Origin of the sequence: Neorhizobium phenanthreniclasticum (assembly GCF_040066075.1) — a bacterium.
In the GTDB taxonomy this organism is placed as follows: Bacteria; Pseudomonadota; Alphaproteobacteria; order Rhizobiales; family Rhizobiaceae; genus Neorhizobium; species Neorhizobium petrolearium.
This window is the reverse complement of the sequence record NZ_JBEAAL010000007.1, coordinates 138,031-162,497: the sequence shown is the minus strand read 5'-3', so window position 1 is coordinate 162,497 and position 24,467 is coordinate 138,031. Positions and strand designations below refer to the sequence as shown.

Genomic DNA, 24,467 nt, shown 5'->3' with positions numbered 1-24,467 from the left:
CTAGTTTCCGGGCGTGTTCAACACGAGGAAACACCGATGAGAAAGTTTTTTGCGATCCTTCTTTCCGCAACCGTGCTTGCGGCACCGCTTGCCGCTCAAGCACAGGACTGGCGCCATGGCCCGGATCGCCATCGCGGCCCGGTCGTCGAAAAGAACGTAGTCGTCAAGAAGAAGGTGGTCGTCAAGAAGACCCGTTGGGTCAAAGGTCATCGCATGACGCCCGCTGAGCGCCGGCACATGGCCGAAATCCGCGACTACCGCCGCTACCGCCTTTCGGCTCCGCCGCGCGGTTATCGCTGGGTCAAGGCCGACAACGATTTTCTGCTGGTCGGCATCGCCACCGGCGTGATCTCCAGCATCATCGCAGCGCGTTGACGCCTTGAAAGCATGTCATTATCGCAAAATCGCTGCTCACTTTTGCGCGACATGCTCTGCATCGCGGACGGCCTGCGGGCGTTTTGCCTTACCACCCGCAGGCCCCGCAAAGGTCGCCGCTATGCGATCAGCGACCGTGCTTCCATTCCCTACATGCCTTGGGAGAGGCAGTTCTTCATTGAGCTTGCCAATCCCCGCATCAGCTCGAAATAAAGATCAGGACCCTCCTTCAGCGTTGCCGCTTCCGGATCGAGCGTCCCAGAACGGGCCGGAGTTCCTTCCGTCACCACAGCCACCAGCTTCGGCTCGAACTGCGGCTCGGCAAAGACGCAGGTCGCGCCAAGCTCCGTCACCTTTTTGTGGATCTGGTTGACGCGTTCAGCGCCCGGCATCGTCTCCGGGCTGACGGTGATCGAACCGGCGACGCGGACGCCGTAACGATGTTCGAAATATTGATAGGCGTCGTGGAAAACGATGAAGGGCTTGTCCTTCACCGGCGCGATGGTGGCCTTCAGTTCGGCATCCAGCGCATCGATCTGCTTCAAAAGCGAGGCTCCGTTGGCCTGATAAGTCGCCGCATTGGCGGGATCGGCTTCGACCAGCGTCTTTTCAATCTCGGCAGCAATGGCCTTGGTATTCATCGGATCGAGCCACAGATGCGTGTCGAATTCTCCGTGATCGTGATCCTCATGACCGGCATGCTGCTCTTCGTCGTGGTCATGGTCATCATGCCCATGCGCTTCCTCGCCTTCATGCTCATCATCATGGGCTTCGAACGCGCCGCCTTCACGGAAGGGCAGCTTTTCGAGGCCCGGCGCATCCTCCAGTTCGACCACCGTGGCCGAGGAGGCCAGCGCCTTCAGCGGCTTTTCCAGAAAGGCCTCGATGCCGGGACCGACCCAGAAGATCACGTCGGCGCTTTCGATCGCGGCCGCATTGGAGGGTTTGAGGGAAAACGTATGGGGCGAGGCGGCGCCCTGGACGATCAGCTTCGGTTCTGCGACGCCTTTCATGATCGACGCCACCAGCGAGTGGATCGGCTTGATCGAAACCACCACATCCGGGGCAGCGGCGCTCGCCGCGGCACTCGCGAAAAATGTTGCAGCCGAGAGAAGGGAAAGGGGGACCGGTTTCATTTCACGTCCTTGTATTGCTCTGTAATGTTATTACATCAATTGCGTTATGCTATAACGTGTGTCATAGCCACTGACAACAGGGAATCCGGAAAAAACATGCTGATGACCACAGGGGCTGTGGCCCTTCCCGGCGAAAGCCAGCTTGTATCGCTCGACAATGCCGGCATCCGCCGGGATGGCCGATGGCTGGTGCGCGGCGTGGATTTTTCGATCCGCCGCGGCGAAGTCGTGACGCTGATCGGCCCGAACGGCGCCGGCAAATCCACGACGGCGAAAGTTGCAATCGGCGTGCTGCGCCCGGACGAAGGTACGGTCACCCGCGCGCATGGCCTGCGGATCGGTTATGTGCCGCAGAAGCTTGCGATCGACTGGACCATGCCGCTCTCGGTCCGGCGCCTGATGCGGCTTACCGGTTCGCTCGACGACGCAGAACTCCGGGCCGCGCTTGAAGCAACCGGCATTCCACATCTCGTCGATGCGGAAGTGCGGCATCTTTCCGGCGGTGAATTCCAACGCGCACTGCTGGCCCGTGCGATCGCCCGCAAGCCGGACCTCATGGTGCTCGACGAACCGGTGCAGGGTGTCGATTTCGCCGGCGAAAGCGCGCTTTACGACCTGATCCGTTCGATCCGCAATTCCACCGGATGCGGCATCCTGATGATCTCGCACGACCTGCACATGGTGATGGCCGGTACCGACACCGTGATCTGCCTCAACGGCCATATCTGCTGCCGAGGCACGCCGGAGGTGGTCGGCCAGAGTGCCGACTACCTGAAACTCTTCGGCGGCAATTCCCGTTCGCTGGCGGTCTACAGCCATCATCATGACCATACCCATCTGCCGGACGGGCGGGTGCTGCATGGCGACGGCTCGATCACCGATCATTGCCATCCGGGCGACGGGCATCATCACGAAAACGAGGACCACAGTTCGCACGACCATCACCTTCATCACCACAGCACGCATAGCCATCTTGCACCGGCCACGGGCAGGGAGGACGACCGTGTTTGACGATTTCTTCACGCGAGCCCTCATTGCCGGCGTCGGCGTAGCTTTGACGGCCGGTCCGCTCGGCTGTTTCGTGGTCTGGCGGCGCATGGCCTATTTTGGGGATACGATGGCTCATTCGGCCTTGCTTGGGGTCGCCCTGTCGCTTTTCTTCCAGGTCAATCTGCTCGTCTCGGTGTTCGGCGTCGCAGTCGTCGTGTCTCTGCTGCTCCTCATGCTGCAGCGGCGGCAATCACTCTCCGCCGACGCACTGCTCGGCATCCTTTCCCATTCGGCGCTGGCGATCGGCCTTGTACTCGTCGCCTTCATGAGCTGGGTCAGGATCGACCTCGTCGCTTTCCTGTTCGGAGATATCCTGGCGGTGACGCGCGCCGACATCGCGCTGATCTGGGGCGGCGGCGTGCTGGTGATCGCGGCGATCATCGCGCTCTGGCGGCCGCTGATCGCCTCCACCGTCAGCGAGGATCTCGCGGAGGCGGAAGGCATGAAGCCGGCTCGGGCCAGGCTTCTCTTCATGCTTCTGATGGCGCTCGTCATCGCCATCGCCATGAAGGTCGTCGGCATCATGCTGATCACGGCGCTGCTGATCATTCCCGCCGCCACGGCGCGGCGGTTCTCGTCGAGCCCCGAAGTGATGGCCGTCGCGGCCTCGCTGATCGGCGCGGTCGCGGTCGTCGGCGGACTGTTCGGTTCACTTACTTATGATACGCCGTCCGGACCTTCCATTGTGGTGGCGGCACTCTTACTTTTCATTGTAAGCCTTATCCCCGTAGCGGGGAAAAACACGGCCGAGAGGGCCGGCAACACAGGAGTGCGATGATGAACGCACCGGTATCTTCACCGGCTTCAACCCCGGCATTGACCAAGAACCAGTCGCTCGTCTTCGAGGTGCTCAACCGCTCCGACGCGCCGATGAGCGCCTATACCATTCTCGACAAGCTGCGCGACCATGGGTTCCGCGCTCCGCTGCAGGTCTATCGCGCGCTCGACAAGCTCACCGAATTCGGCATGGTGCACCGGCTGGAAAGCCTGAACGCCTTCGTCGCCTGCGCCCATCCGAACAGCGAATGCTGCAGCACAGGTCATGGCCACCACGGCACGGTCGCGTTTGCGATCTGCGAGAGTTGCGGCCATGTCTTCGAATTCCACGACCACCAGGTCGACCATCGCCTCGGCGACTGGGCGAAGGGGAAGGGGTTCAAACCCGCCAAGACGACCATCGAGATCCGCGGCCTCTGCGAGGCTTGTGCCGCTTGAATTTGGCGCCGCCTAAAGCTGTCGCAGATCGCGGCCGAACCGCTTCCAGTTGGCGATATAATTGATCGCCGACAGTTTGAGCCTCTCCACGGCCGTGTCGTCCAGGGTGCGGATGACTTTTGCCGGCGAACCGACGATCAATGAATTGTCCGGGAATTCCTTGCCTTCGGTGACGAGCGCATTGGCGCCGACGAGGCAGTTGTTGCCGATCTTCGCGCCGTTCAGGATCGTCGCTCCCATGCCGACCAGCGCGTTCTCCCCGATGGTGCAGCCGTGGATGATGGCGTGGTGGCCGATCGTGCAGCCGGCGCCAATCGTCACCGGATACCCCATATCCGTATGGATCATCACACCTTCCTGGATGTTGGTGCCGGCGCCGACCACGATCGGCTCGTTGTCGCCGCGCAAGACTGTGCCGAACCAGATGCCGACATCTTCGCCGAGCTCCACCTTGCCGATGACATTGGCGTCCGGTGCCACCCAATAGCGATCCGGGGCAGGGAGTTTCGGCTCGAATTCTCCGAGAGCATAAAGCGGCATGGTTTCTCCTCCCTTGTTCCGTCAGGCCTTGTTCCGTCAGGCGACCGTGAGCGAAAGCTTGCCGACGCCATCGATGCCGCAGGCGACCTGATCGCCGCGAACGATCGGGCCGACACCGGCCGGCGTGCCGGTCATGATCACATCGCCTGGCGCCAGCACGAAGAGCTTCGACAGTTCGGTGATGATTTCCGGCAGCTTCCAGATCATCTGGTTGAGATCGCCGGACTGTTTGCGTCCGCCATTGACCTCCAGCCAGATCGCCCCCATCTGCGGATGGCCGATCTTCGCCGCCGGAACGATCGCTGAAACCGGCGCCGATTTTTCGAAGGCTTTCGCCGCCTCCCAGGGGCGGCTCATCTTCTTCGCCTTGTCCTGAAGGTCGCGGCGGGTGAAATCGATACCGACGGCATAGCCATAGACCTTGGAAAGCGCATCCTCGACCGATATATCCGCGCCGCCGCCGGAAAGCGCCATGACGAGTTCGACCTCGTAATGCACGTCGGAGGAAAGCGCCGGGTAGGGGAAGGTCTCGCCGTTATAGATGTTGTCGGCGTTCTTCTGGAAGAAGAAGGGCGGTTCGCGCGACGGATCGTGACCCATCTCGATCGCGTGGTCGGCATAGTTGCGGCCGACGCAATAGACCCTGCGTACCGGGAACTGTTCCGTCACTCCCTCCACGTCGAGAAGAACGGGTTCCGGGGCGGGGATCACGGTGGCGCGCATGGCAGACATCCTAGAAAACAGAAAGACGGGGACGTCTTTGTCTTACAAATCGTTGCACAATCCTAGCCCCTTTCGGAGCGGCGGGGAAAACTGGCGAAGAATTTTTGTTTGCTGTATGGAAGCCGCAAACAGAAGGAATTTGAATGTACGCAGACGCGCTGAAGCACGGCCGAAAGATCTTTGCAGTCGCTCCGATGATCGACTGGACGGACCGGCATTGCCGTTTCCTGCACCGGCAGCTTTCGAGGCATGCGATGCTCTATACCGAGATGATCGTGGTGGATGCGATCATCCACGGGCCGCGGGAGAGGCTGCTCTCCTATTCGCCGGCCGAACATCCGGTGGCCTTGCAGCTCGGCGGATCGGATGCGGGAAAGCTATCCGAAGCGGTGCGGATCGCCGCGGACTACGGCTACGACGAAATCAACCTGAATGTCGGCTGCCCGTCGGACCGGGTGCAGTCCGGCACGTTCGGCGCCTGCCTGATGCGCGATCCGGCGCTTGTCGCCGATCTGGTGGCAGCGATGAAGCAGGTCTCGACCGTGCCGGTGACTGTGAAATGCCGCATCGGCGTCGACGATCAGGAACCGGCCGAGGTTCTGCCGGATTTCCTTGCCCGGATGATCGGGGCAGGGGCGGATGCGATCTGGATCCACGCCCGCAAGGCTTGGCTGCAGGGGCTTTCGCCGAAGGAGAACCGCGAGATCCCGCCGCTCGATTACGAGCTCGTCCATCGGATGAAACGCGAAAACCCGGATGTGTTCATCGGGATCAATGGCGGCATTGCCGATCTCGGCCAGGCGGCAGGTCACCTTGCCGTGATGGACGGGGTGATGCTCGGCCGCGCCGCCTACCAGAATGCCGGACTGCTGGCCGGGGTGGATGAATTGATGGAGTTTGGTGCGGTCGAGAAGACTCGAACTGCCGATATCGACTGGCTCAAGCTGCGCGATACGATGATGGCCTATGCGGACGAGGTGATCGCATCCGGCGGAAGGTTGCATCACGTCACGCGGCATATGGTCGGGCTTTTCCAGGGATTTGCCGGCGCGCGCCGTTTCCGCCAGATCCTTTCCGCCGAAGCGACCCGCCCCGGTGCTGGGGTTGAGGTAATCGCGGCAGCATTTGCAGCGGTGGATATCGATGGCGGTCCTCGGGCTCAACCCGAGGAGAAAAGGCTGGCGGGGTGAGCCTGGGCAGTGCCCTTCTACAGGACACATTCATCCCTTGGTGATGGTCGAAAATTCGTTTCGGACGGGGCGCTGAAAGCTGCCTCTTATATTTTAGTTTTGGGTAGCACCTCTCAGCGCCCCGTTCGGCGGTTTATGCCCGCGACTCCGGTCCCTCTGCGATGACGGGGTTTGTGGGAACGGTGGCGCGCCCCTCCTGAGCGGGAGAGTGTCATGCACGCTCTTTAGACTTACGGTGCTACGGCCATGACCACCGGTCCCGATTGCTCATTCGCGAGCCGTCGGGGGGCACCGTCTTCCACCTGCGCCGCGCAGCCGGGCTTTCAAGGAAAACCCCGGACGCCGCATGGCGCTGTCCCGTCACCCTCCAATGCCTCACAGGCACGCCCGGCGCATAATGCAAGGAAGCGAAACGAGACGTCGGCCCGACAGCGTCTCATCCGCCCCCACGTCGCCGGAGGGAGACCATTTTCCGCGGACCCCGAATGCAAGGACTTACGTCGTTTCCTCACACCCGGCGCCGGCCCCGCCTCACTGGCACGCCTGCCAGCGTATCCGATGCGGGACGGGGGAATTGTAGGCATGAGGCGGGAGCGCGGGGATGAACGAGGGCGATTTTTCCTGCCGATTTCTCGCAAGGCTTTGATTTGCCTCACCATACCCCCCTCTGCCCTGCCGGGCATCTCCCCCTCAAGAGAGGAGATCGCGAGCGGCAGGTTCTTCCCGCCAAACCGGCGATGGATCGAGTGGCAGCGCTTGTTGTTTCGGGAAGCCGGTGCGCTATTCGTTGATCTCCGGCTCGACAAGCCTTGCCAGGTTTTTCAGCGACTCCTGCCAGCCGAGATAGCAGGCTTCGGCCGGGATGACGTCCGGCACGCCAGCCTGGGTAATATCCATTTCTGTCCCGACCGAGACTTTCTTCAACGTCACGGTGACGTCCATCTCGCCAGGCAGGTTGGGGTCGTCGAACCTGTCCGTGTAGCGAACGCGCTCACCCGGAACGAGCTCGAGATATTCGCCGCCGAACGAATGGCTGTTGCCCGTCGTAAAGTTGCGGAAGGACATCTTGAACTTGCCGCCGACGGTCGATTCAAAGTGATGCACGGTGCAGGTAAAACCGTTCGGGGGAAGCCATTTGGCGAGCGCGTCCGCTTCGATGAACGCGCGATAGACCTTTTCCGGGCTGGTGGCGAGGACGCGGTGCAGGCGTATGGTACTGGGCATGGTCGTGATCCTTCTGAATGGATGGAACGTACGACTCCAAGGACGGACGAGGCTTGGGTAATCCGACAAAGCCCAAGCCTGCCGTTGAAAATTTTCGGGATATCCTACTGCTGGCTTGCGGCTGACAACAGCGGCCGCGTCCATCTTTCCTCGCAAGAGAAGAGCGGGGGCGCCGCATTCGCCGCCCCCGGTTTGGTGTCCCAACTATTCCGCCGCCTCCGCGTAGGCCTCCATCGGCGGGCAGGTGCAGACGAGATTGCGGTCTCCATAGACGTTGTCGACGCGGTTGACCGGCGACCAGTATTTGTCGACCCTGAAGGCGCCAGGCGGGTAGCAGGCCTGCTCCCTGGAGTAGGGCCGGTCCCATTCGCCGACGAGGTCTTCCACCGTGTGCGGGGCGTTCTTGAGCGGGTTGTTTTCCCGATCCATCCTGCCTTCCTCGATAGCCCGGGCTTCCTCGCGGATCGCCAGCATCGCATCGCAGAAGCGATCGAGTTCGGCTTTGGGCTCCGATTCGGTCGGCTCGATCATCAGCGTGCCGGCAACCGGCCAGCTCATGGTCGGGGCATGGAAACCGCAATCGATCAGGCGCTTGGCGATGTCGTCCACCGTGACGCCGGCCGAGGTGCTGAGAGGGCGCGTGTCGATGATGCATTCATGCGCCACACGGCCGGCTTCCGACTTGTAGAGCACGTCATAGGCGCCCTTCAGCCGGGCGGCGATATAATTGGCGTTGAGGATCGCCACCTTGGTCGCCTGCGTCAGACCTTCGCCGCCCATCATCAGGCAGTAGGACCAGGAGATCGGCAGGATCGACGGCGAGCCGAACGGGGCGGCCGAAACCGCGCCTTCCCTGCCATCCGACTGAGGATGGCCGGGAAGATGGGCCGCGAGATGCGCCTTGACGCCGATCGGCCCCATGCCGGGACCACCGCCGCCATGCGGAATGCAGAAGGTCTTGTGCAGGTTCAGGTGCGACACGTCCGAGCCGATGTCACCGGGGCGGGACAGACCGACCATGGCGTTCATGTTGGCGCCGTCCAGGTAGACCTGGCCACCATACTTGTGGGTGATCGCGCAGATCTCCTTCACCGTCTCCTCGAAAACGCCGTGGGTGGAAGGATAGGTGATCATGCAGCAGGAAAGGTCTGCCGCGTGTTCCTCGGCCTTGGCGCGGAAATCGTCCATGTCGATGTCGCCGTTCTCCCTCGCCTTGACCGGCACGACCTTCATGCCGGCCATCTGCGCCGAGGCCGGGTTGGTGCCGTGCGCGGAGGTGGGAATGAGGCAGACATTGCGGTGAGTCTCGCCGTTCGCGATATGATAGTTGCGAATGGTGAGCAGGCCCGCATATTCCCCTTGCGCGCCGGAATTCGGCTGCATGGAGAAGGCGTCGTAGCCGGTGATCTGGCAGAGTTTCTGGGAAAGATCGTCGATCATCTCCTTGTAGCCGAGAGCCTGATCGGCGGGGACGAAGGGGTGGATGTCGGAAAATTCCGGCCAGGTGATCGGCAGCATTTCCGCCGTCGCATTGAGCTTCATGGTGCAGGAGCCGAGCGGGATCATTGCCCGGTCGAGCGCCAGATCGCGATCAGAAAGCCGGCGGATATAGCGTGTCATCTCGCTTTCGGCGCGGTTCATGTGGAAGATCGGATGGGTCATGTAGTCCGACTTCCGGAGAAGCGCGTTCGGCAGACGGTATTCCGGCGAGAAGTCGGACACCTTGAAATTGCCGCCGAAGGCCCGCCAGACGGCTTCGAGCGCTGCCGGACGGGTTCGTTCGTCGAGCGACATGCCGATCCGCGTTTCGCCGACCTTGCGCAGGTTGACGCCTTCGGCGACGGCGGCGCGCAGGACAAGGCCCTGCATGTGGCCCACTTCAACGGTGATGGTGTCGAAGAAGGTGTCGGGCTCGATCCGGTAGCCGAGCTTCTCGAGGCCCTTCGCCATCAGCACGGCCTTCTTGTGGACCTGCTGGGCGATCGCCTTCAGCCCGTCCGGGCCATGGAAGACGCCGTACATGGAGGCCATGACCGCGAGCAGAACCTGGGCGGTGCAGATGTTCGACGTCGCCTTCTCGCGGCGGATATGCTGCTCGCGGGTCTGCAGGCTGAGGCGGTAGGCGCGGTTGCCGCGACTGTCCACCGAAACGCCGACGAGGCGGCCAGGCATGGCGCGCTTGTGGGCATCCTTGACCGCCATATAGGCCGCATGCGGTCCGCCGTAACCGACCGGCACGCCAAAACGCTGCGAGGAACCGATGGCGATATCGGCACCCATTTCACCGGGCGATTTCAGAAGCGTCAGCGCCAGCGGGTCGGCGGCGACCGCCGCAAGCGCGCCGGTCTGGTGCAGGCGAGCGATCAGGCCCGAAAAATCGCGAACATGGCCGTGGGTGCCGGGATACTGGAAGATCGCGCCGAAGACGTCGACGGGATCGAGATCGGTCATCGGATCGCCGACGATGACGGTCCAGCCGAGCGGTGCGGCGCGGGTTTCGATGAGCGCGATCGTCTGCGGATGGCAGGCGGAATCCACGAAGAAGGCGATCGCCTTGGACTTGGCCTGACGCTGGCAAAGTGCCATGGCTTCGGCAGCGGCGGTCGCTTCATCGAGCAGCGACGCGTTGGCGACATCGAGACCGGTCAGGTCGCAGATCATCGTCTGGAAATTGAGGAGCGCTTCGAGGCGGCCTTGGGAAATCTCCGGCTGATAGGGCGTATAGGCCGTGTACCAGGCAGGGTTTTCGAGGATGTTGCGCTGGATGACGGGCGGCGTGATCGTGCCGTAATAGCCTTGGCCGATCAGCGAGACGAACACCTGGTTGCGGTTCGCCGTCTCGCGTAGGCGGTCGAGCGCTTCGCGTTCCGTGAGGGCAGCACCCCAGGCAAGCGGCGTCTGCTGGCGGATGGAGGAAGGCACCGTCGCATCGATGAGCGCGTCGAGCGAGGGGTAGCCGATTACCTTCAGCATCTCGGTCATTTCGGCGGGCGAGGGGCCGATATGCCGGCGATTGGCGAAATCGTAGGGCTGGTAATCGGTGAAATGGAAATCCGTCCGGTCGCTCATGCGATCAGCTCCTGATAGGCGGCCTCGTCGAGCAGCGCATCGGCATCGGCGGGGTTCTTCAGCTTCAGCTTGAAGAACCAGGCGGCTCCTTGCGGATCGGAGTTCACGATCGAGGGATCGTCGACGATCGTCTGGTTGACCTCAATCACTTCGCCATCGAGCGGACAATAGACGTCGGAGGCGGCCTTGACGCTCTCGACGGTCGCGGCATTTCCGTCCTTGGAAAGCTGACTGCCCACTTCCGGCAGTTCGACGAAAACGAGGTCGCCGAGCTGTTCGGCGGCGTGCACGGTGATGCCGACGGTGGCGACATCGCCTTCGAGCTTCAGCCATTCATGTTCGGCGGTAAATTTCAGCATTAGTTTGTTCCTCTCGTGATGTGGTGCGAGCCGTTTGCCCCTCACCCTAACCCTCTCCCCGCATGCAGGGAGAGGGGACTAGGCAGGCGTTGGCGGCATGCGTCCTTCTCCCCGTTTGAACGGGGAGAAGGTGGCGGCAGCCGGATGAGGGGCAATCTTGGCCATGGGTTCAACGTTTATATGTGGGGGTGATGAAGGGGAGCGCGGATACCGTAACAGGCAGGAATTTGCCGCGCACCTCCGCGAAAATCTGCGTGCCGGGGGCGGCATATTCCGTCGGCACATAACCCATGGCGACCGGGCTTTCGACCGTGGGACCGAAACCGCCGGAGGTGACCTCGCCGATCTCCGTCTTGCCCTCTGCATCGGCGAAAAGTCCTGAATGGCCGCGAACCGGCGCCTTGCCTTCCGGCCTCAGGCCGACGCGGCGACGCGAGGTGCCGTTCGTCAGTTCGTCGAGGATACGGTCAGCGCCCGGAAAGCCGCCGGCGCGCTCACCACCCATGCGGCGGGGCTTCTGGATCGCCCACTCGAGCGAGGCTTCGATCGGGCTGGTCGTGGTGTCGATGTCGTTGCCGTAGAGGCAAAGCCCAGCTTCCAGGCGCAGGGAATCACGGGCGCCGAGGCCGATCGGCTGACAATCCGGATGCTCAAGGAGCGCCTTGGCGATTCCTTCAGCCCTGTCGGCGGGAACGGAGATCTCGAAACCGTCCTCGCCGGAATAGCCGGAGCGCGAAATGATGCAGGCGGCGTCATGCAAGGAAGCGTCCCGGACATCCATGAACTTCATGGCAGTGACTTCCGGCCAAAGCTCGGCAAGCGCCGCCTCGGCGCGTGGCCCCTGGAGAGCAAGAAGTGCACGATCTTCGAGAAGCGTGACATCGCAGCCGGAAAGATGCGCCTTCATATACGCGACATCCGCTTCCTTGCAGGCCGCGTTGACGACGACGAAAAGATGGTCGCCGCGATTGGTGATCATCAGGTCGTCGAGAATGCCGCCATTTTCGTCGGTGAAGAAGCCGTAGCGCTGGCGGCCGGGCTTTAGGCCCAGGATATCGACCGGGACAAGGCTTTCGAGTAGACGCGCGGCATCCTCGAAGGCGGCGGTTTTGGCCTTCACGATCACCTGGCCCATATGCGAGACGTCGAAAAGGCCCGCGGCTGTGCGGGTGTGCAGGTGTTCCTTCAGGACACCGGCAGGATATTGCACCGGCATGTCGTAGCCCGCAAAGGGCACCATTTTCGCACCAAGCGACAGATGCAGCGCGTGAAGCGGAGTTTTCTTAAGAGGGGTCTGATCGTCCAAGGGCGCCTCCAAGGTCTGGCGCACTTGTCGCGCCGGCTCAGTATCTGGCGCGTTGCCGCGCCGGTTCTTGAGCCCCCTCTGTCCCTTTCGCCTGAGATTGTTATCCCTTCGGCGAGCCCTTGCCTAACGGAAAGGCTTCTCTCCAGAGTCCTGTTGGCGCCCGCTGGTCCTTTTGCCTGAGAGTTTCCGGGGCGGTTGCTCCTTCGGCACCGCATTCAAGCGGCTTCTCCCAGCGAGTCTGGCGGTCATTATCGACCTCGCCCGGCATTTGGCAAGCCCCTCGTGTCGCGGGCAACATGATTTTTGTCGCAGCGCAGCAAACGCTATTTGATCTAATGCAAAGAAGCCGCATCGATCGCTGTTGTATGAGGCAGAAAGTGCTTTTGCACTTTTTCGCGATCTGGGTTATTCCGATGCCATTCGGACAGGCAGGACAATGATGGCAAGGCCCTCGACACCGGCGAATTTTCTGCCGACAGCGGCGAATTTTCTGCGCATCTTCTGCGCCGTCGTTCTGCTTTCGCTGGGATTTGCCCATCAGCCCGTCCAGGCGGGCGCACCGCTCGATTCTTACAGCGAAGCTTACCGGCTGCCGGACGGCACGTTCGCCGATATCTGCGCGGAAGATGTTCATCACGAGCGCCAGCCGGCGGCAAGGCCGGTCTGCGAAGTCTGCCTGCTGGCATCCTCTATTATCCTTCCTCCGCCAACCGACGAGGCATGGCTGGCCAGCGAACCAGCTTTTCTCATCAATCCGCTCCGCCAGTTCTCCCAGTTGCTCGGTACGACTGCCGTCGCCCGGCCGAAATCCCGCGCCCCGCCGCTTTCGATCTGATCCTTCTATCGGTTCAAGAGATCAATCGTATTCCCGGTCGAGCGGCAAAGAGCGCCGTCACCGGAAGGGGACATATCATGAAGACCATCACCAAACTCGCTCTCTCGGGCGCTTTCGCCACCGTCAGCATGGCCAACGCCCATGCGCATGCGACCTTCGCCAACCCTACCGCGGCGGAAGAAGCCACCTCCGTCATCGCGCTGCAGGTTCCGCATGGCTGCGACGGCAAGGCGACCACCGAAGTGCAGGTCAGGCTGCCGGAGGGTTTCGTTTTCGCAAAGCCGCAGCCGAAGCCGGGCTGGGAGCTGGAAGTCATTCAGGGCAACTATGCCAAGACCTATGACAACCACGGCAAACCCGTAACGGCCGGCCCCGTGGAAATCCGCTGGAAGAACGGCAACCTGCCGGACGCTTTTTACGACACCTTCGTCATCCAGGGTAAGGTCTCGGGTATTGCAGCCGGCAAGACGCTCGCTTTTCCGACGACCCAGCTTTGCAGCACCGACGGCAAGGTTGCGTGGGACCAGGTTGCGGCCGAAGGCGTTGATCCGCATTCGCTGAAAAGCCCGGCTCCAGCCCTGACCGTAACACCGAAGATGCCGGCGGGGCATGATCACGCCGCGATGGCGATGATGGCGGGCAACGGTGCAGCCAATCCTGCGAGCACCGCGGTCGTGAAGCTCGGCGATCTGGAGATCACCGGCGCTTTCACAAAGGCCATGCTGCCTGGCCAGCCGGTCGGCGGCGGATATTTCACCGTCAAGAACAACGGCCAGACCGACGACGTGCTGGTTTCTGCCACTTCGCCGATCGCCGGCACCGTGGAACTGCATGAAATGGCCATGCAGGGCGAAGTCATGAAGATGCGCAGGCTCGATACCGGCATAGCAATTCCGGCCGGCAAGACCGTCGAGCTGAAGCCCGGCGGGCTGCACATGATGTTCATGAAGGTGACGGCGCCGTTCAAGGCCGGCGGCGAAGTGCCGGTTACGCTGACCTTCGAGAAGGCAGGCAAGGTGGAGCTCAAGCTCCCGGTCGGTCCCTCGGCTCCTTCGGGCGTGCAGAACAACTGATTGAGAGATCCAGCAATCCGATCCGGAGGCCGCCTGCAAGCGGCCTCTTCTTTTTCTATCGCAAGAGTTTCAGGCTGCCGGTCAGCGATCTGATCCATTTCGACGGGCCGGCAAGGCCGAGACCGTCGATTGCCTCCTCCGCGAGGTTGCGTCCGGGGAAGGAGGCTTCGTAGTCCCTGTAATCATGCAGCGCCCGGGCGAAGGCCGGGAAGGGCACGACGGCGCGTTCTTCCGGCTGCGCCAGAGCTCGCAGCAGAAGCGAACGGATCGCTTCGGTGTCCGCTTGCAGGATCGGCACGGGCCGATTGGAGCTGATGTCGATCGTGCGATTCTCGCGGTCGGTGAGCCGGCGGGCCGCAAGTTCCGGCATCGAGGCTCCGAGGCCGATCGAGATCGCTGCAACAGTATTGCTGAGGAGGCCGAGCGGCAGGGCAGGGTTGACGATGATGGCAAGACGGATGTCGTCGATCATGGCGGTACCGGAAGCATTCTCTCACGAAAGATGCAGGGGACATTACCTTCAATTTGCGGGACGATCCTACCTATTGCTTTCGAATTTCAGCTTGATTGGGTAGAATATACCTCTATCACATTGAAATAAGGTAGACATTCATGGACGCGACGGTCGAACCGGTAGATGTGCGAATCCTGGAGGCCTTGCAGGAGGATGGCCGGTTGACCAATCAGGCACTTGCCGAAAAGGTCGGCCTCTCCACCTCGCCGAGCTGGCGGCGCGTTCGTCAGCTTGAGGAAACGGGCATGATCCAAGGCTATAAGGCGGTGCTGGATCGAAGGGCGATCGGCCTTGGCGTGCTCGCCTTCATCCGGGTGAAAATCGACAGCCACAGCGCGGCCGAAGCAGAGGCCTTTGCAGCCGAAGTGTCCAGGCTCGACGAGGTGGTCGCCTGCTACAGCATTGCCGGGGACGCGGATTTCCTGCTGCAGGTGGTCTCGCCCGATCTCGACGCCTACGCGGATTTCGCGATGTCGACGCTCAGGCGGCTGCCACGCATCAAGGAGATGCAGACCACCTTCGTCCTGAAGGAGATCAAACCTTTCGATGGCTTTCCGCTGCGTTTCGCGGGTAAGTGAATCGAACAGATATCCTCAGTCTTCCAGATCGCGGTAGGCCGACTGCACGTGGTTGATTGAAACCTGCTGGCGCGGTTGCTGGCCGGCGTCCAACATATCCAGGGATACGGTGGGGGCAGGAACCATAAGCCGGATGTCGCCGGGATCGCTGGCATTCTCTGCCCGCCGGGCGTTACGTTCCGCATCAGCCTTGATGTCGGCCGCCTGATCCTTCGGCGATATGCGCCGTCCGGGCTTCAGGGCCTCGATCGCAATGGCGGCCGTATTCGCCGATATGCTGAGCACTAGTGTCATGTCGCCTGTCACTGCCTTTCCAGATAAAAAGGAAATAAGGCAGATCGGATTTGTTCCCATTTAACCAAAATGTCGGCATTTTATCCAATCATCGATTTTCTTTCCGGATTACAGAGCTTTTCATGAACAACATCCTTCTCGTCGCCCTTGGCGGAGCGATCGGCTCAGTCTGCCGCTATCTCGTCGGGATCTGGGCCCTGCGCCAATTCGGCGCGGCCTTTCCGTGGGGTACGCTCACCGTCAATGTTGTCGGCTCGTTCGCGATCGGCTTCATGGCCGAACTCATCATGCGTCGCTTCGATATGTCCACGGACCTGCGGCTGTTCATCATCACCGGAATTCTCGGAGGCTTTACGACCTTCTCCGCATTCTCGCTGGACGTGATCTCACTCCTCGAGCGGGGAGCAACCGTCGCCGGGGCCGCCTATCTCGTTGCCAGCGTCGCGATCTCTCTCGGCGCCGTCTTCGGCGGGCTGGCGCTCGGGCGGGCAATGCTCTAAAGGGCAGGACAGACCCAAGAAGAATTAGAAAGAGCTTTGATGGCAGGCATCGAGCATATCCGTGTCGAGGCGGACGAGGCGGGCATGCGTCTCGACCGCTGGTTCAAGACCCGTTATCCGGGCCTCGGTTTTGGCCCACTGCAGAAACTTCTGCGCTCCGGACAGGTGCGCGTCGATGGCGGGCGCGTGAAATCCGATACCCGTGTTCAGCCGGGCCAGATGGTGCGCATTCCGCCGATCGAGGTGGATGCGAAGAAGACCGGGCCGATCGCGTCCAAGGAGCTCAAGCATTCCGGCGACGCCGAGCTTCTTTCACGCATGCTGCTCCACGAGGACGACAAGGTCTTCGTCCTGAACAAGCCGGCCGGTCTTGCGGTACAGGGCGGTTCCGGCGTGACGCGGCACATCGACAAGATGCTTGACGCCTGGGTGAGCGCCAAAGGCGAGAAGCCGCGGCTCGTGCACCGGCTGGATCGCGACACATCCGGCGTGCTGGTGATCGCCCGCACTCGCGGCGCGGCCCAGAAGCTGACCGCCGCCTTCCGCGAACGCGACACCAAGAAGACCTATTGGGCGCTGGTGAAGGGCGTGCCGCGCAAGCATGAAGACAAGATCTCCACCTGGCTCGTCAAGGAGCAGACGCCCGACGGCGACCGGATGCGGATCGCCAAGCACGGCGAGGAGGGCGCCGATCATGCGGTTTCCTATTACCGCGTGATCGATACCGCAGCACAGCGCCTTGCCTGGCTGGAGATGGAGCCGTATACGGGCCGCACCCACCAGCTCCGCGTCCATGCGCTTTACATGGGTCATCCGATCATCGGCGATCCGAAGTATTTCATCGACGATCCGAACTGGGATTTTCCCGGCGGCGTTCAGAAGCGGCTGCATCTGCATGCGCGGCATATCGATATACCGCATCCTGCCGGCGGCCGGCTGAAGGTGACGGCGCCGTTGCCGCCGCATATGGTGCAAAGCTGGAACCTGCTTGGCTTCAACGAGGCCGACGGCGAAAAAGAAGAAGACTGATGAGACTTGTTTTATTCGATTGCGACGGGACGCTGGTCGACAGCGCCGGCCTTATCCACGAAACCATGCGGCGCACCTTCGCGCAGTTCGGCAAGCCGGAGCCCAAGGTGGCGGACACCAAGTCGATCATCGGCCTGACGCTCGACATCGCGATCGCCCGCATGCAGGGCAAGCAGCATGCGGATCAGGAAGACGTCGACATGACGGCCTATTACAAGTCGCTATTTTCCGTCGTCCGGCAGGATCTCAATTTCAAGGAGCCGCTGTTTCCCGGCATCCGCGAACTGATCGACGAAATCGGCCCCCGCGAGAACCTGCTGATTGGCGCGGTGACGGGCAAGTCGCGACGCGGCCTCAATCTCGTGATGGAAACGCATGGTTTCGATAGATATTTCGTCGTGGGACGGACGGCCGACGATTGCCCATCCAAACCGCATCCGGCCATGGTGACGGAATGCTGCGATGAAACGGGCATACGACCGGAGGAAACTCTTGTCATTGGCGACGCCATTTACGATATGCAGATGGCAAAAGCCGCCGGGGCCAAAGCGGTCGGCGTATCCTGGGGTTATGCCTCGGTGGGCGAATTGAAAGAGGCGGGAGCCGACGCCGTCATCCATCACCCGAGCGAGATTCTCGCCCATATCGGCTGAGGTTTGTTTTCCATGCGTGACATTTTCCCGGACCCTTCCGACATGCTTAGCCATGCCGATCCGACACGGCGGGCGCAGATCCAGATGCAGAAACCGCTGCCGAAACGCTTCTACAAAGAGGTTTCGGTGTCTGAAGGCGAGGGCGGACATGCGCTCCATCTCGACGGCCGGCCGGTGAAGACGCCATCCAAGAACGCGCTCGTCGCACCGACCGAAAGGCTGGCGGAACTGCTGCGGGATGAATGGGCCGATCAGGTGGATGTCATCGACCCGCGCACGATGCCGGTGACGCGGCTCGTCAATACGGCGATCGACGGGATTGCGCCCGATACGCAGCCCGTCTTCGAGGATGTCCTGCGCTTTTCTTCAAGCGATATGCTCTGCTATCGCGCCGACAGCCCGGAAAATCTCGTCGTCCGCCAGAACGAGCAATGGGATCCGATCATCGACTGGGCGGCGAACGAGCTTGGGGCTCGCTTCATCCTGGTCGAAGGCATCATGCCACAGGAACAGCCGAAGGAGGCGATAGCCGCATTCGGGGTGACGCTCAGGAAATATGCCACGCCGATCGAACTTGCGGTGCTGCATACCGTCACGACGCTGACCGGTTCGGCAATCCTGGCGCTTGCCTTTGCGGAAGGCCGCATCACCGTCGACGAGGCCTGGGCGCTTGCCCATCTCGAAGAGGACTGGACCAACGAGCATTGGGGCGCTGATGCGGAGGCCGAGCATCGCCGCGCCAAACGGTTCGAGGAGATACAGGCGGCGGCGGCAGTTTTTCAGGCGCTGAGGCCGGTCGCTTAAGGGTTCTCTAACCGTAGTTGGGCACAAGATCGGGTCAGATCGTTTTCGGACCTCCCGATGCTCCGCCACGCCCTTCGCTTCGCTCTCATCGTATTAGCGGCCTTGCCACTCATGGCCTTCCGCATGCCGGCGGAAGACGAAAGGCGCGAAAAGCTGCTCTACGACGTGCGCGGCGCATTCGTCACCGCGCGTCCCGATGTGCCGCAGGGCCTCGTCATCGCCACCGACATGCTGATCGACGAGGCGATCCGGGCGACGGTGCGGTCCATCATCCTGCCGCGCACCATCATCACCGTACGCATCGATACCGCGTCGCATGTTCCGCTCCTGATCGGCAGCCGGCACGAGGCGAGGGTGACGGTCCGGGCCATCTCCGTTGCGAGCGGCGAGCCGATCGCCGAAGGCAGCTTCAAGACCTCGATCTTCCTCTTCGATACGAACGAAGCAGATAGGGAACTTGCCGGCAGGATCGCGGAGCGCATCGCCGGCGAATTCAAGCTGGACGGTGGCCAGCGGCCGACAATCGCCAACGCGCTGTTTCCGTGAATCACGAAACGTATTTGTGCAGGATCGAATTGATCAGTGTCTGATAGGGCATTCCCATCTCCAAGGCCTTGGCCTTGAGACGTGCCAAATCTCTTTCCGGAATGGAGATCGAGATTCTCTGCCGCTTTCCTTCAATCATGTTGCGCGCGGCCTCCCTCCAGAAGCGCCTGCGCTCTTCCAGGTCACCAACCGGTACCCACTCGTCGGTTTCCGACAGGGCGATGATTTCTTCATCGCTCAGGTCAACGACTTTGCTTTTGCTCACGGCTTCTCACCCTTCAGATAGATGCGGGTCGCCTTCCTGCTCGGAAAAAAGGTCTTCAGGAATATCCCGTCTTCCGTTTCCCCATAGGGCACGACAAATGCGTAGGCTTCGATCTCGACCACCAATTGTCGCTGATGGGGATAACGTTCCATATTCGCATGCTGACGATCATCCAGGAGCTTACCATCGCTTAACGCGATGATGATCCTTTCGAAGCCGAAACCGAACTTCTGTTTGAGCAGATCATTCTTTTCATCCGACCACTGAATGTCCATACATATACAATATATATTTTGACCTGATGGAACTCAAGCGACTATCTCAATCGTTCCGCGTGCCAGCGGAGGTGATCGTCCATGAAGGTCGAGATGAAATAGTAGGAATGGTCGTAGCGCTCATGCATCCTGAGCGTCAGGCCGATATCGGTTTCCTTGACCGCTTCCTCGAACAGCCAGGGACGCAGGCCGTTTTCCAGAAATCCGTCCGCCTTGCCCTGATCGATCAGGAATTCGGGGAACCGCGCTCCGTCTTCCACCAGGGCGCAGGCATCATATCGGCGCCATGCGGCGCGGTCCGGGCCGAGGTATTTCTCGAAGGCGGGGGCCGACCAATCGGCGGTCGAGGGCTCGACGATCGGCGCGAAGGCCGAGCAGCTTCTGAAGCGATCCGGATTCTTCAGAGCGATCGTCATGGCGCCATGACCGCCCATGGAGTGGCCGAAAATGCCCTGACGATCCATGTCCACGCGGAAATGCTGGCTCACAAAAGCAGGAAGTTCTTCGGTAATGTAAGTGTACATCCGGTAGTTTTCGGCCCAGGGCTTTTCAGTCGCATCGAGATAGAAGCCGGCACCCTTGCCCATCTGCCAGTTGGTGAGTTCGTCCGGCACGTCGTTGCCGCGAGGGCTGGTGTCCGGGCAGACGACGATGAGGCCGAGTTCGGAGGCCATGCGCCGGTATTCGCCCTTCTCCATGACATTCGCATGCGTGCAGGTGAGGCCGGAGAGATACCAGAGGACGGGGCAGGGCTCATGGATGGCTTTCGGCGGCACGAAGACGGCGAAGGTCATCTCGCAGTTGCAGGCGTCGGACTGATGCGAATAGACACCCTGCATGCCGCCAAAGGCGGTGTTCTGGGACAGGATTTTCATGCGTTTCTCTCCTGAAGAACTCAACCCGCAAGCGAGACCACGGCATTGACCGCGGCAGCCACCAGCACGGTATTGAAGAAAAAGGATATGACCGCATGCGCAAGGTTGATCTTACGCATGGCGGTGGTGGTGATGGCGGTGTCGGACGTCTGGGCCGTCATGCCGATGACGAAGGAAAAATAGAGGAAATCGTAGGCGCCGGGCTCATCCGTCTCGGGAAAATCAAGACCGCCGCGCTTCGCTTCGTTCTCCTGCCGTTGCTCGTCCGGCCGCCAGTAGAGATGGGCGTAGTGCATGGCAAACATCATGTGGATCGTCAACCATCCCAGAAAGACCGATGCGAAAGCCAATGATATTTCCGTCAGGCCCGTCGGCCGGCCCCGGTTCAATGCTTCGAAGAGCGAGACCACGGCGGCCAGGACCGCAAGCAGCGTCACGGCAAGGATGACCGGCGCCGGCTCATCGTTGTTCTGCCCCTTCTGCCGCAATACGGAACCGTCAAGCTTGGGGATACGGGCAGCCATCATGCCGAGATAGATCAGGAAGAAGACAATGACCGTGATGCCCGCCGCGAGATGCGGCACGTAAACGAACAGGACGGGCAGGCAGGCAAGTGCAGTGACAGTGCCTATGAGGAACGGTCCATGCCGGTGGTGCTTCAACCTTTGCCAGGAGCTCGGCATGACGGTCTTTCCGATGTCTCACGCGCCTGATCTGGTGCGGCGGCAGAGCCTGTCCAGCGTTTCAAGGAATTTTGACCGGTCGCGGGCCGAGAAGGCAGCGTTATAGCCTTTACTCTCGCCGGTTTCACGCAGGTGAGCCCCGAGATCGCGCATCGCGGAGGCCATGCCGATATTGGTCGCGTCGAAGATACGACCGGTCGGGCCGGTCACCTGCGCACCTTTGGCGACGCAACGGCCGGCAAGCGGCACATCGGCGGTAATGACGATATCGCCCTGGCCGGCGCGTTCTGCAATCCAATCGTCGGCGGCATCGAAGGCGCCGGAGACGATGATGTTATGGATCATCGGATCCCGCGAAGGGCGGAGGCCGGAATTGGCGACAAAACTCACCTCAAGGCCGTGGCGTTCCGCGACCTTGAGGATTTCCGGCTTCACCGGACAGGCATCAGCATCGACGTAGATCATGACGCTATCCCCTCAGGCGATAAAGCTGAGCGTGAAGGGAAGAAGCTATCACTCAGGCGGTTGCCGTTGTCTGGTCGTCGATCGTCGCGCCAGGTGCATTCTTCTGGATGGACTCGATCGCGGAGACGGCAGAAGCCTTGGCCGAATACCCCTCGGACGAGAACATGGTCTGGCCGTTTGGAGCCTTGAAGCGGAAACGGAACTCTCCGGCCTTATCCTTGTAGATTTCGAACTTGTACATCGTCTGCTCGTCTCCATTGATTGGAATCGGAATCATAGATTTGTTCGCTGCGATGGCAAGCGCGGCTCTGACAAGGTATGAGTGCCGCGCTTGCTAGATCACTACGCCGCGGATCGATTCGCCGCCACGCATTGGCGAAAAAACCTGTTGATATCTTCGAGCAGCATGACGCGGGTGGCCGTCGCCCGCGCTGTCGTGTTCAGCCGGAGGTTTTCGTACGAGTACGCTCGTGCAGATCTCTCACCTCCGGCGTCAGTGTCTCGCCGAAGTCGGCCAGTTCGTAGAGCGGCCGTATTTCGATCTCGCTCGGACCGGGCATGGGATTGGGGCAGCGTTTGACCCATTCGACAGCCTCCGCCATGTCCTTGACCTGCCACAGCCAGAAGCCGGCGATCACTTCGCGGGTTTCGGTGAAGGGGCCGTCCGTGACGATCCGGCTCACGCCGTCGAATGCGACCCGTTTGCCGGCCGAGGACGGTTTGAGACCTTCGCCGGCAAGCATGATGCCCGCGGCAGCCAGTTCCTCGTTATACTTCCCCATAGCCTCCAGGAGTTCGGTCGAAGGCAGGATCCCTGCCTCGCTGTCCTTGGTGGCTCTGACTATAACCATAACGCGCATCGTCTTCTCTCCTCTCGGTACAGAAGCCTTCATTGACTTCTGTACCGATGACGAACGAGGTGAGGTTAAGCAGACATTCCTGCCACGATTTTTTCCGAAACGCGGCTTTTCCGTCAGTAGATCACGACGCTGCGGATGGATTCTCCGCCATGCATCAGCTCAAAACCCTTGTTGATGTCTTCGAGCGGCATGGTGTGGGTGATCATCGGATCGATCTCGATCTTGCCTTCCATGTACCAGTCGACGATCTTCGGCACGTCGGTGCGGCCGCGCGCACCGCCGAAGGCGGTTCCCATCCAGCTACGGCCGGTGACAAGCTGGAACGGACGGGTGGAGATTTCCTGGCCGGCGCCGGCAACCCCGATGACGACCGACTTGCCCCAACCGCGATGCGAGGCTTCCAGCGCCTGGCGCATCGCCCTGGTATTGCCGGTGCAGTCGAACGTGTAGTCGGCACCGCCGATCTGGTCCGCGCCGCGCTTCGTCATGTTGACGAGGTAAGGCACGATATCGTCGCCGACCTCCTTCGGATTGACGAAATGGGTCATGCCGAAACGTTCGCCCCAGGCCTTCTTGTCGTTGTTCAGGTCCACGCCGATAATCATGTCGGCTCCGGCAAGGCGAAGTCCCTGGATGACGTTCAAGCCGATGCCGCCGAGGCCGAAGACGATCGCGGTCGATCCGATCTCGACCTTGGCCGTATTGATGACCGCGCCGATGCCGGTCGTGACGCCGCAACCGATATAGCAGATCTTGTCGAAGGGAGCGTCGGGATTGACCTTGGCGACAGCGATCTCCGGCAGGACGGTGTAGTTCGCGAAGGTCGAACAACCCATATAATGATGGATCTTGTCCTTGCCGATCGAGAAACGCGAAGTGCCGTCCGGCATGACGCCCTGGCCCTGGGTGGAGCGGATCGCCGTGCAGAGATTCGTCTTCCGTGACAGGCAGGAGGGGCATTCGCGGCATTCCGGCGTGTAGAGCGGAATGACGTGGTCGCCCTTTTTCACCGAGGTGACGCCGGGGCCGACGTCGACAACGATGCCGGCGCCCTCATGGCCGAGGATGGCCGGGAAGAGACCTTCCGGATCGGCACCGGAGAGCGTGAAATCGTCGGTGTGGCAGATGCCGGTCGCCTTGACCTCCACCAGCACCTCGCCGGCCTTCGGGCCTTCGAGCTTAACGGTCATCACTTCGAGTGGTTTTCCAGCCTGGACGGCAACGGCGGCACGGACATCCATCTTGTCTCTCCCTTAGGTACTTTTCGAATCCGGGCGGACCTTCGCACGGGGAGGTGCTGCGGCTCAAGCCGTAAGGAACCGCCCTCGGTCGGAATTGGTGAGCGTACTAGAACTCAATCAGCGGCACATGCGCTGCTGCATTTTTCGGCATCAGGCCCACAAGGCGCGGATCGTCGATGACTTCGACCATGAAGGCATAGGGCCGGAAGCCGGAACGCTGGTAGAATTTTACCGCAGAGGGATGATCGAAAGTGCAGGTATGCACCCAGAAGCGACGAATGGGACGTGACCAGGCGATTTCGATTGCACGATCCATCAGGAAGCGGCCGGCACCCTTGCCGATGGCGTCCGCGACGAGACCGAAGAAGGTCAGTTCACATTCGCTTTCTTCGCGGAAATCCAGTTCCAGCAAGCCGATGGCGCGATCGCCGTCCATCAGCCTGAAGACTTCGACTTGCGGATCCCTCAGGATGGCAGCAAGTTTGTCATCGGCCATGACGAGGCGGGAAACCCACATCCAATCCTCGCCGACCGCGCGGAAAAGCGCACGGTAAGCCTCTATCTCGGGAGATAGCCAGCGCTTGAGGACAAGCGATGCATCAGTCTCAGGTGCGGCTTTTGCAGGGGGCCGCGCAAACATTTCGAGTCGTGTCTCGACATTTGCGAGCTTGCCGGGCGGGACGGCGGAATAGCCGGAAGGAAGCGGAGGATTTTCGGTCTTCATGCCGCTTTGGAGCCAGTTCACGCTCGAATGTCAATGGCGTGGCTCTGGCGCGACAATCGACCGGCC

General features: G+C 61.2%; 31 protein-coding genes and 1 riboswitch. Of the genes, 13 read left to right on the top strand and 18 right to left on the bottom strand.

What is annotated here, in order from left to right; genetic code table 11:
* Positions 1-36: 36 nt before the first annotated feature.
* Positions 37-375 (top strand): RcnB family protein, encoded by a 339-nt coding sequence (locus tag ABK249_RS12460; protein WP_210056431.1) that lies wholly within the window; start codon positions 37-39, stop codon positions 373-375.
* Between the two features lie 149 nt (positions 376-524).
* On the opposite strand, the gene znuA is transcribed toward ABK249_RS12460, so the two are convergent.
* Positions 525-1,511 carry a zinc ABC transporter substrate-binding protein ZnuA gene (gene znuA, locus ABK249_RS12455; RefSeq protein ID WP_348863044.1) on the bottom strand — a complete coding sequence of 329 codons (987 nt, stop codon included), beginning with the start codon at positions 1,509-1,511 and terminating at the stop codon, positions 525-527.
* 96 nt (positions 1,512-1,607) lie between these two features.
* Between znuA and ABK249_RS12450 the strand changes: the two genes are divergently transcribed.
* Genes ABK249_RS12450 through ABK249_RS12440 form a run of 3 tightly spaced genes read left to right on the top strand, consistent with a single transcriptional unit; the run spans position 1,608 to position 3,776 of the window.
* Entirely contained in the window at positions 1,608-2,522 is a 915-nt protein-coding gene (locus tag ABK249_RS12450) for an ATP-binding cassette domain-containing protein (RefSeq protein WP_415926440.1), read from the top strand.
* Positions 2,515-3,339 carry a zinc ABC transporter permease subunit ZnuB gene (gene znuB, locus ABK249_RS12445; RefSeq protein WP_348863043.1) on the top strand — a complete coding sequence of 275 codons (825 nt, stop codon included), beginning with the start codon at positions 2,515-2,517 and terminating at the stop codon, positions 3,337-3,339. Before ABK249_RS12450 ends, znuB begins: the two co-directional genes overlap by 8 nt.
* Positions 3,339-3,776, top strand: a complete 438-nt coding sequence (locus ABK249_RS12440; protein WP_037148474.1) for a Fur family transcriptional regulator — start codon at positions 3,339-3,341, stop codon at positions 3,774-3,776. The genes znuB and ABK249_RS12440 overlap by 1 nt, the downstream gene beginning before the upstream one ends.
* 12 nt (positions 3,777-3,788) lie before the next feature.
* On the opposite strand, the gene ABK249_RS12435 is transcribed toward ABK249_RS12440, so the two are convergent.
* Positions 3,789-4,316, bottom strand: a complete 528-nt coding sequence (locus tag ABK249_RS12435) for a gamma carbonic anhydrase family protein (RefSeq protein ID WP_037147105.1) — start codon at positions 4,314-4,316, stop codon at positions 3,789-3,791.
* Positions 4,317-4,352: 36 nt separating this feature from the next.
* Positions 4,353-5,039, bottom strand: a complete 687-nt coding sequence (locus tag ABK249_RS12430) for a fumarylacetoacetate hydrolase family protein (protein ID WP_348863042.1) — start codon at positions 5,037-5,039, stop codon at positions 4,353-4,355.
* Between the two features lie 143 nt (positions 5,040-5,182).
* Here ABK249_RS12430 and dusA point away from each other — a divergent pair, with 143 nt between their 5' ends.
* The gene (gene dusA / locus ABK249_RS12425; protein WP_348863040.1) at positions 5,183-6,229 is read left to right on the top strand and encodes a tRNA dihydrouridine(20/20a) synthase DusA; all 1,047 of its coding nucleotides are present in this window, start codon (positions 5,183-5,185) and stop codon (positions 6,227-6,229) included.
* A gap of 780 nt (positions 6,230-7,009) precedes the next feature.
* Here dusA and ABK249_RS12420 read toward each other — a convergent pair.
* From ABK249_RS12420 to gcvT, 4 genes are all read right to left on the bottom strand, one after another.
* Positions 7,010-7,453 (bottom strand): SRPBCC family protein, encoded by a 444-nt coding sequence (locus ABK249_RS12420; protein WP_348863039.1) that lies wholly within the window; start codon positions 7,451-7,453, stop codon positions 7,010-7,012.
* Positions 7,454-7,657: 204 nt separating this feature from the next.
* Complete coding sequence (gene gcvP / locus ABK249_RS12415; protein ID WP_348863038.1) at positions 7,658-10,522, bottom strand: aminomethyl-transferring glycine dehydrogenase; 2,865 nt, start codon at positions 10,520-10,522, stop codon at positions 7,658-7,660.
* Positions 10,519-10,881: a glycine cleavage system protein GcvH gene (gcvH, locus tag ABK249_RS12410; RefSeq protein ID WP_348863036.1), complete on the bottom strand. Its 363-nt coding sequence runs from the start codon at positions 10,879-10,881 to the stop codon at positions 10,519-10,521. The genes gcvP and gcvH overlap by 4 nt, the downstream gene beginning before the upstream one ends.
* A gap of 169 nt (positions 10,882-11,050) precedes the next feature.
* Entirely contained in the window at positions 11,051-12,187 is a 1,137-nt protein-coding gene (gene gcvT, locus ABK249_RS12405) for a glycine cleavage system aminomethyltransferase GcvT (RefSeq protein WP_037147088.1), read from the bottom strand.
* Positions 12,188-12,341: 154 nt separating this feature from the next.
* A riboswitch (glycine riboswitch) is annotated at positions 12,342-12,429 on the bottom strand.
* 194 nt (positions 12,430-12,623) lie between these two features.
* Between gcvT and ABK249_RS12400 the strand changes: the two genes are divergently transcribed.
* A complete protein-coding gene (locus tag ABK249_RS12400) occupies positions 12,624-13,022 on the top strand; it encodes a hypothetical protein (protein WP_152601053.1) in 399 nt (132 codons plus the stop codon).
* Positions 13,023-13,099: 77 nt separating this feature from the next.
* Complete coding sequence (locus ABK249_RS12395; RefSeq protein WP_348863035.1) at positions 13,100-14,095, top strand: copper chaperone PCu(A)C domain-containing protein; 996 nt, start codon at positions 13,100-13,102, stop codon at positions 14,093-14,095.
* Between the two features lie 55 nt (positions 14,096-14,150).
* Here ABK249_RS12395 and ABK249_RS12390 read toward each other — a convergent pair whose 3' ends face one another.
* Positions 14,151-14,567 (bottom strand): DUF2000 domain-containing protein, encoded by a 417-nt coding sequence (locus ABK249_RS12390; RefSeq protein WP_348863033.1) that lies wholly within the window; start codon positions 14,565-14,567, stop codon positions 14,151-14,153.
* A gap of 140 nt (positions 14,568-14,707) precedes the next feature.
* Between ABK249_RS12390 and ABK249_RS12385 the strand changes: the two genes are divergently transcribed.
* A complete protein-coding gene (locus ABK249_RS12385) occupies positions 14,708-15,187 on the top strand; it encodes an Lrp/AsnC family transcriptional regulator (RefSeq protein WP_348863032.1) in 480 nt (159 codons plus the stop codon).
* 15 nt (positions 15,188-15,202) lie between these two features.
* On the opposite strand, the gene ABK249_RS12380 is transcribed toward ABK249_RS12385, so the two are convergent.
* A complete protein-coding gene (locus ABK249_RS12380) occupies positions 15,203-15,481 on the bottom strand; it encodes a hypothetical protein (RefSeq protein ID WP_152601052.1) in 279 nt (92 codons plus the stop codon).
* A 122-nt stretch (positions 15,482-15,603) separates the two neighbouring features.
* Between ABK249_RS12380 and crcB the strand changes: the two genes are divergently transcribed.
* From crcB to ABK249_RS12355, 5 genes are read left to right on the top strand one after another with little or no spacing between them, the layout of a single operon-like run.
* A complete protein-coding gene (gene crcB, locus ABK249_RS12375; RefSeq protein WP_348863030.1) occupies positions 15,604-15,981 on the top strand; it encodes a fluoride efflux transporter CrcB in 378 nt (125 codons plus the stop codon).
* A gap of 39 nt (positions 15,982-16,020) precedes the next feature.
* The gene (locus ABK249_RS12370; protein WP_348863028.1) at positions 16,021-17,010 is read left to right on the top strand and encodes an RluA family pseudouridine synthase; all 990 of its coding nucleotides are present in this window, start codon (positions 16,021-16,023) and stop codon (positions 17,008-17,010) included.
* A complete protein-coding gene (locus tag ABK249_RS12365) occupies positions 17,010-17,663 on the top strand; it encodes an HAD-IA family hydrolase (RefSeq protein ID WP_348863026.1) in 654 nt (217 codons plus the stop codon). Before ABK249_RS12370 ends, ABK249_RS12365 begins: the two co-directional genes overlap by 1 nt.
* Before the next feature lie 12 nt (positions 17,664-17,675).
* The gene (locus ABK249_RS12360; RefSeq protein ID WP_348863024.1) at positions 17,676-18,467 is read left to right on the top strand and encodes an ATP12 family chaperone protein; all 792 of its coding nucleotides are present in this window, start codon (positions 17,676-17,678) and stop codon (positions 18,465-18,467) included.
* A gap of 57 nt (positions 18,468-18,524) precedes the next feature.
* Positions 18,525-19,013 (top strand): hypothetical protein, encoded by a 489-nt coding sequence (locus ABK249_RS12355; RefSeq protein WP_037147064.1) that lies wholly within the window; start codon positions 18,525-18,527, stop codon positions 19,011-19,013.
* A 1-nt stretch (position 19,014) separates the two neighbouring features.
* On the opposite strand, the gene ABK249_RS12350 is transcribed toward ABK249_RS12355, so the two are convergent.
* From ABK249_RS12350 to ABK249_RS12310, 9 genes are all read right to left on the bottom strand, one after another.
* Positions 19,015-19,278, bottom strand: coding sequence for a DNA-binding protein (locus ABK249_RS12350; protein ID WP_227702910.1), 264 nt, complete (start codon positions 19,276-19,278; stop codon positions 19,015-19,017).
* A complete protein-coding gene (locus ABK249_RS12345; protein ID WP_227702909.1) occupies positions 19,275-19,430 on the bottom strand; it encodes a hypothetical protein in 156 nt (51 codons plus the stop codon). The genes ABK249_RS12350 and ABK249_RS12345 overlap by 4 nt, the downstream gene beginning before the upstream one ends.
* Before the next feature lie 164 nt (positions 19,431-19,594).
* A complete protein-coding gene (gene fghA, locus ABK249_RS12340) occupies positions 19,595-20,428 on the bottom strand; it encodes an S-formylglutathione hydrolase (protein WP_348863022.1) in 834 nt (277 codons plus the stop codon).
* 20 nt (positions 20,429-20,448) lie between these two features.
* On the bottom strand, positions 20,449-21,111 hold the full coding sequence (locus ABK249_RS12335) for a DUF1345 domain-containing protein (protein WP_037147053.1): 663 nt from the start codon (positions 21,109-21,111) through the stop codon (positions 20,449-20,451).
* 18 nt (positions 21,112-21,129) lie between these two features.
* Positions 21,130-21,576: a YaiI/YqxD family protein gene (locus ABK249_RS12330; protein WP_348863020.1), complete on the bottom strand. Its 447-nt coding sequence runs from the start codon at positions 21,574-21,576 to the stop codon at positions 21,130-21,132.
* 52 nt (positions 21,577-21,628) lie between these two features.
* Entirely contained in the window at positions 21,629-21,817 is a 189-nt protein-coding gene (locus tag ABK249_RS12325) for a YegP family protein (protein ID WP_348863018.1), read from the bottom strand.
* A gap of 199 nt (positions 21,818-22,016) precedes the next feature.
* Positions 22,017-22,436: a YciI family protein gene (locus ABK249_RS12320; protein WP_037147048.1), complete on the bottom strand. Its 420-nt coding sequence runs from the start codon at positions 22,434-22,436 to the stop codon at positions 22,017-22,019.
* Between the two features lie 113 nt (positions 22,437-22,549).
* The gene (locus ABK249_RS12315; RefSeq protein ID WP_037147045.1) at positions 22,550-23,677 is read right to left on the bottom strand and encodes an S-(hydroxymethyl)glutathione dehydrogenase/class III alcohol dehydrogenase; all 1,128 of its coding nucleotides are present in this window, start codon (positions 23,675-23,677) and stop codon (positions 22,550-22,552) included.
* A 106-nt stretch (positions 23,678-23,783) separates the two neighbouring features.
* On the bottom strand, positions 23,784-24,401 hold the full coding sequence (locus ABK249_RS12310) for a GNAT family N-acetyltransferase (RefSeq protein ID WP_037147042.1): 618 nt from the start codon (positions 24,399-24,401) through the stop codon (positions 23,784-23,786).
* Positions 24,402-24,467 lie beyond the last annotated feature (66 nt).

Excerpts from the sequence above, each read along its gene's own strand:
- ABK249_RS12460 (WP_210056431.1), top strand. The coding sequence starts at position 37 with ATGAGAAAGTTTTTTGCGATCCTTCTTTCCGCAACCGTGCTTGCGGCA.
- znuA (WP_348863044.1), bottom strand. The coding sequence starts at position 1,511 with ATGAAACCGGTCCCCCTTTCCCTTCTCTCGGCTGCAACATTTTTCGCG.
- ABK249_RS12450 (WP_415926440.1), top strand. The coding sequence starts at position 1,608 with ATGCTGATGACCACAGGGGCTGTGGCCCTTCCCGGCGAAAGCCAGCTT.
- ABK249_RS12440 (WP_037148474.1), top strand. The coding sequence starts at position 3,339 with ATGAACGCACCGGTATCTTCACCGGCTTCAACCCCGGCATTGACCAAG.
- ABK249_RS12435 (WP_037147105.1), bottom strand. The coding sequence starts at position 4,316 with ATGCCGCTTTATGCTCTCGGAGAATTCGAGCCGAAACTCCCTGCCCCG.
- ABK249_RS12430 (WP_348863042.1), bottom strand. The coding sequence starts at position 5,039 with ATGCGCGCCACCGTGATCCCCGCCCCGGAACCCGTTCTTCTCGACGTG.
- dusA (WP_348863040.1), top strand. The coding sequence starts at position 5,183 with ATGTACGCAGACGCGCTGAAGCACGGCCGAAAGATCTTTGCAGTCGCT.
- ABK249_RS12420 (WP_348863039.1), bottom strand. The coding sequence starts at position 7,453 with ATGCCCAGTACCATACGCCTGCACCGCGTCCTCGCCACCAGCCCGGAA.
- gcvP (WP_348863038.1), bottom strand. The coding sequence starts at position 10,522 with ATGAGCGACCGGACGGATTTCCATTTCACCGATTACCAGCCCTACGAT.
- gcvH (WP_348863036.1), bottom strand. The coding sequence starts at position 10,881 with ATGCTGAAATTTACCGCCGAACATGAATGGCTGAAGCTCGAAGGCGAT.
- ABK249_RS12400 (WP_152601053.1), top strand. The coding sequence starts at position 12,624 with ATGATGGCAAGGCCCTCGACACCGGCGAATTTTCTGCCGACAGCGGCG.
- ABK249_RS12395 (WP_348863035.1), top strand. The coding sequence starts at position 13,100 with ATGAAGACCATCACCAAACTCGCTCTCTCGGGCGCTTTCGCCACCGTC.
- ABK249_RS12390 (WP_348863033.1), bottom strand. The coding sequence starts at position 14,567 with ATGATCGACGACATCCGTCTTGCCATCATCGTCAACCCTGCCCTGCCG.
- ABK249_RS12385 (WP_348863032.1), top strand. The coding sequence starts at position 14,708 with ATGGACGCGACGGTCGAACCGGTAGATGTGCGAATCCTGGAGGCCTTG.
- ABK249_RS12380 (WP_152601052.1), bottom strand. The coding sequence starts at position 15,481 with ATGACACTAGTGCTCAGCATATCGGCGAATACGGCCGCCATTGCGATC.
- crcB (WP_348863030.1), top strand. The coding sequence starts at position 15,604 with ATGAACAACATCCTTCTCGTCGCCCTTGGCGGAGCGATCGGCTCAGTC.
- ABK249_RS12370 (WP_348863028.1), top strand. The coding sequence starts at position 16,021 with ATGGCAGGCATCGAGCATATCCGTGTCGAGGCGGACGAGGCGGGCATG.
- ABK249_RS12365 (WP_348863026.1), top strand. The coding sequence starts at position 17,010 with ATGAGACTTGTTTTATTCGATTGCGACGGGACGCTGGTCGACAGCGCC.
- ABK249_RS12360 (WP_348863024.1), top strand. The coding sequence starts at position 17,676 with ATGCGTGACATTTTCCCGGACCCTTCCGACATGCTTAGCCATGCCGAT.
- ABK249_RS12355 (WP_037147064.1), top strand. The coding sequence starts at position 18,525 with ATGCTCCGCCACGCCCTTCGCTTCGCTCTCATCGTATTAGCGGCCTTG.
- ABK249_RS12345 (WP_227702909.1), bottom strand. The coding sequence starts at position 19,430 with ATGGAACGTTATCCCCATCAGCGACAATTGGTGGTCGAGATCGAAGCC.
- fghA (WP_348863022.1), bottom strand. The coding sequence starts at position 20,428 with ATGAAAATCCTGTCCCAGAACACCGCCTTTGGCGGCATGCAGGGTGTC.
- ABK249_RS12335 (WP_037147053.1), bottom strand. The coding sequence starts at position 21,111 with ATGCCGAGCTCCTGGCAAAGGTTGAAGCACCACCGGCATGGACCGTTC.
- ABK249_RS12330 (WP_348863020.1), bottom strand. The coding sequence starts at position 21,576 with ATGATCTACGTCGATGCTGATGCCTGTCCGGTGAAGCCGGAAATCCTC.
- ABK249_RS12325 (WP_348863018.1), bottom strand. The coding sequence starts at position 21,817 with ATGTACAAGTTCGAAATCTACAAGGATAAGGCCGGAGAGTTCCGTTTC.
- ABK249_RS12320 (WP_037147048.1), bottom strand. The coding sequence starts at position 22,436 with ATGCGCGTTATGGTTATAGTCAGAGCCACCAAGGACAGCGAGGCAGGG.
- ABK249_RS12315 (WP_037147045.1), bottom strand. The coding sequence starts at position 23,677 with ATGGATGTCCGTGCCGCCGTTGCCGTCCAGGCTGGAAAACCACTCGAA.
- ABK249_RS12310 (WP_037147042.1), bottom strand. The coding sequence starts at position 24,401 with ATGAAGACCGAAAATCCTCCGCTTCCTTCCGGCTATTCCGCCGTCCCG.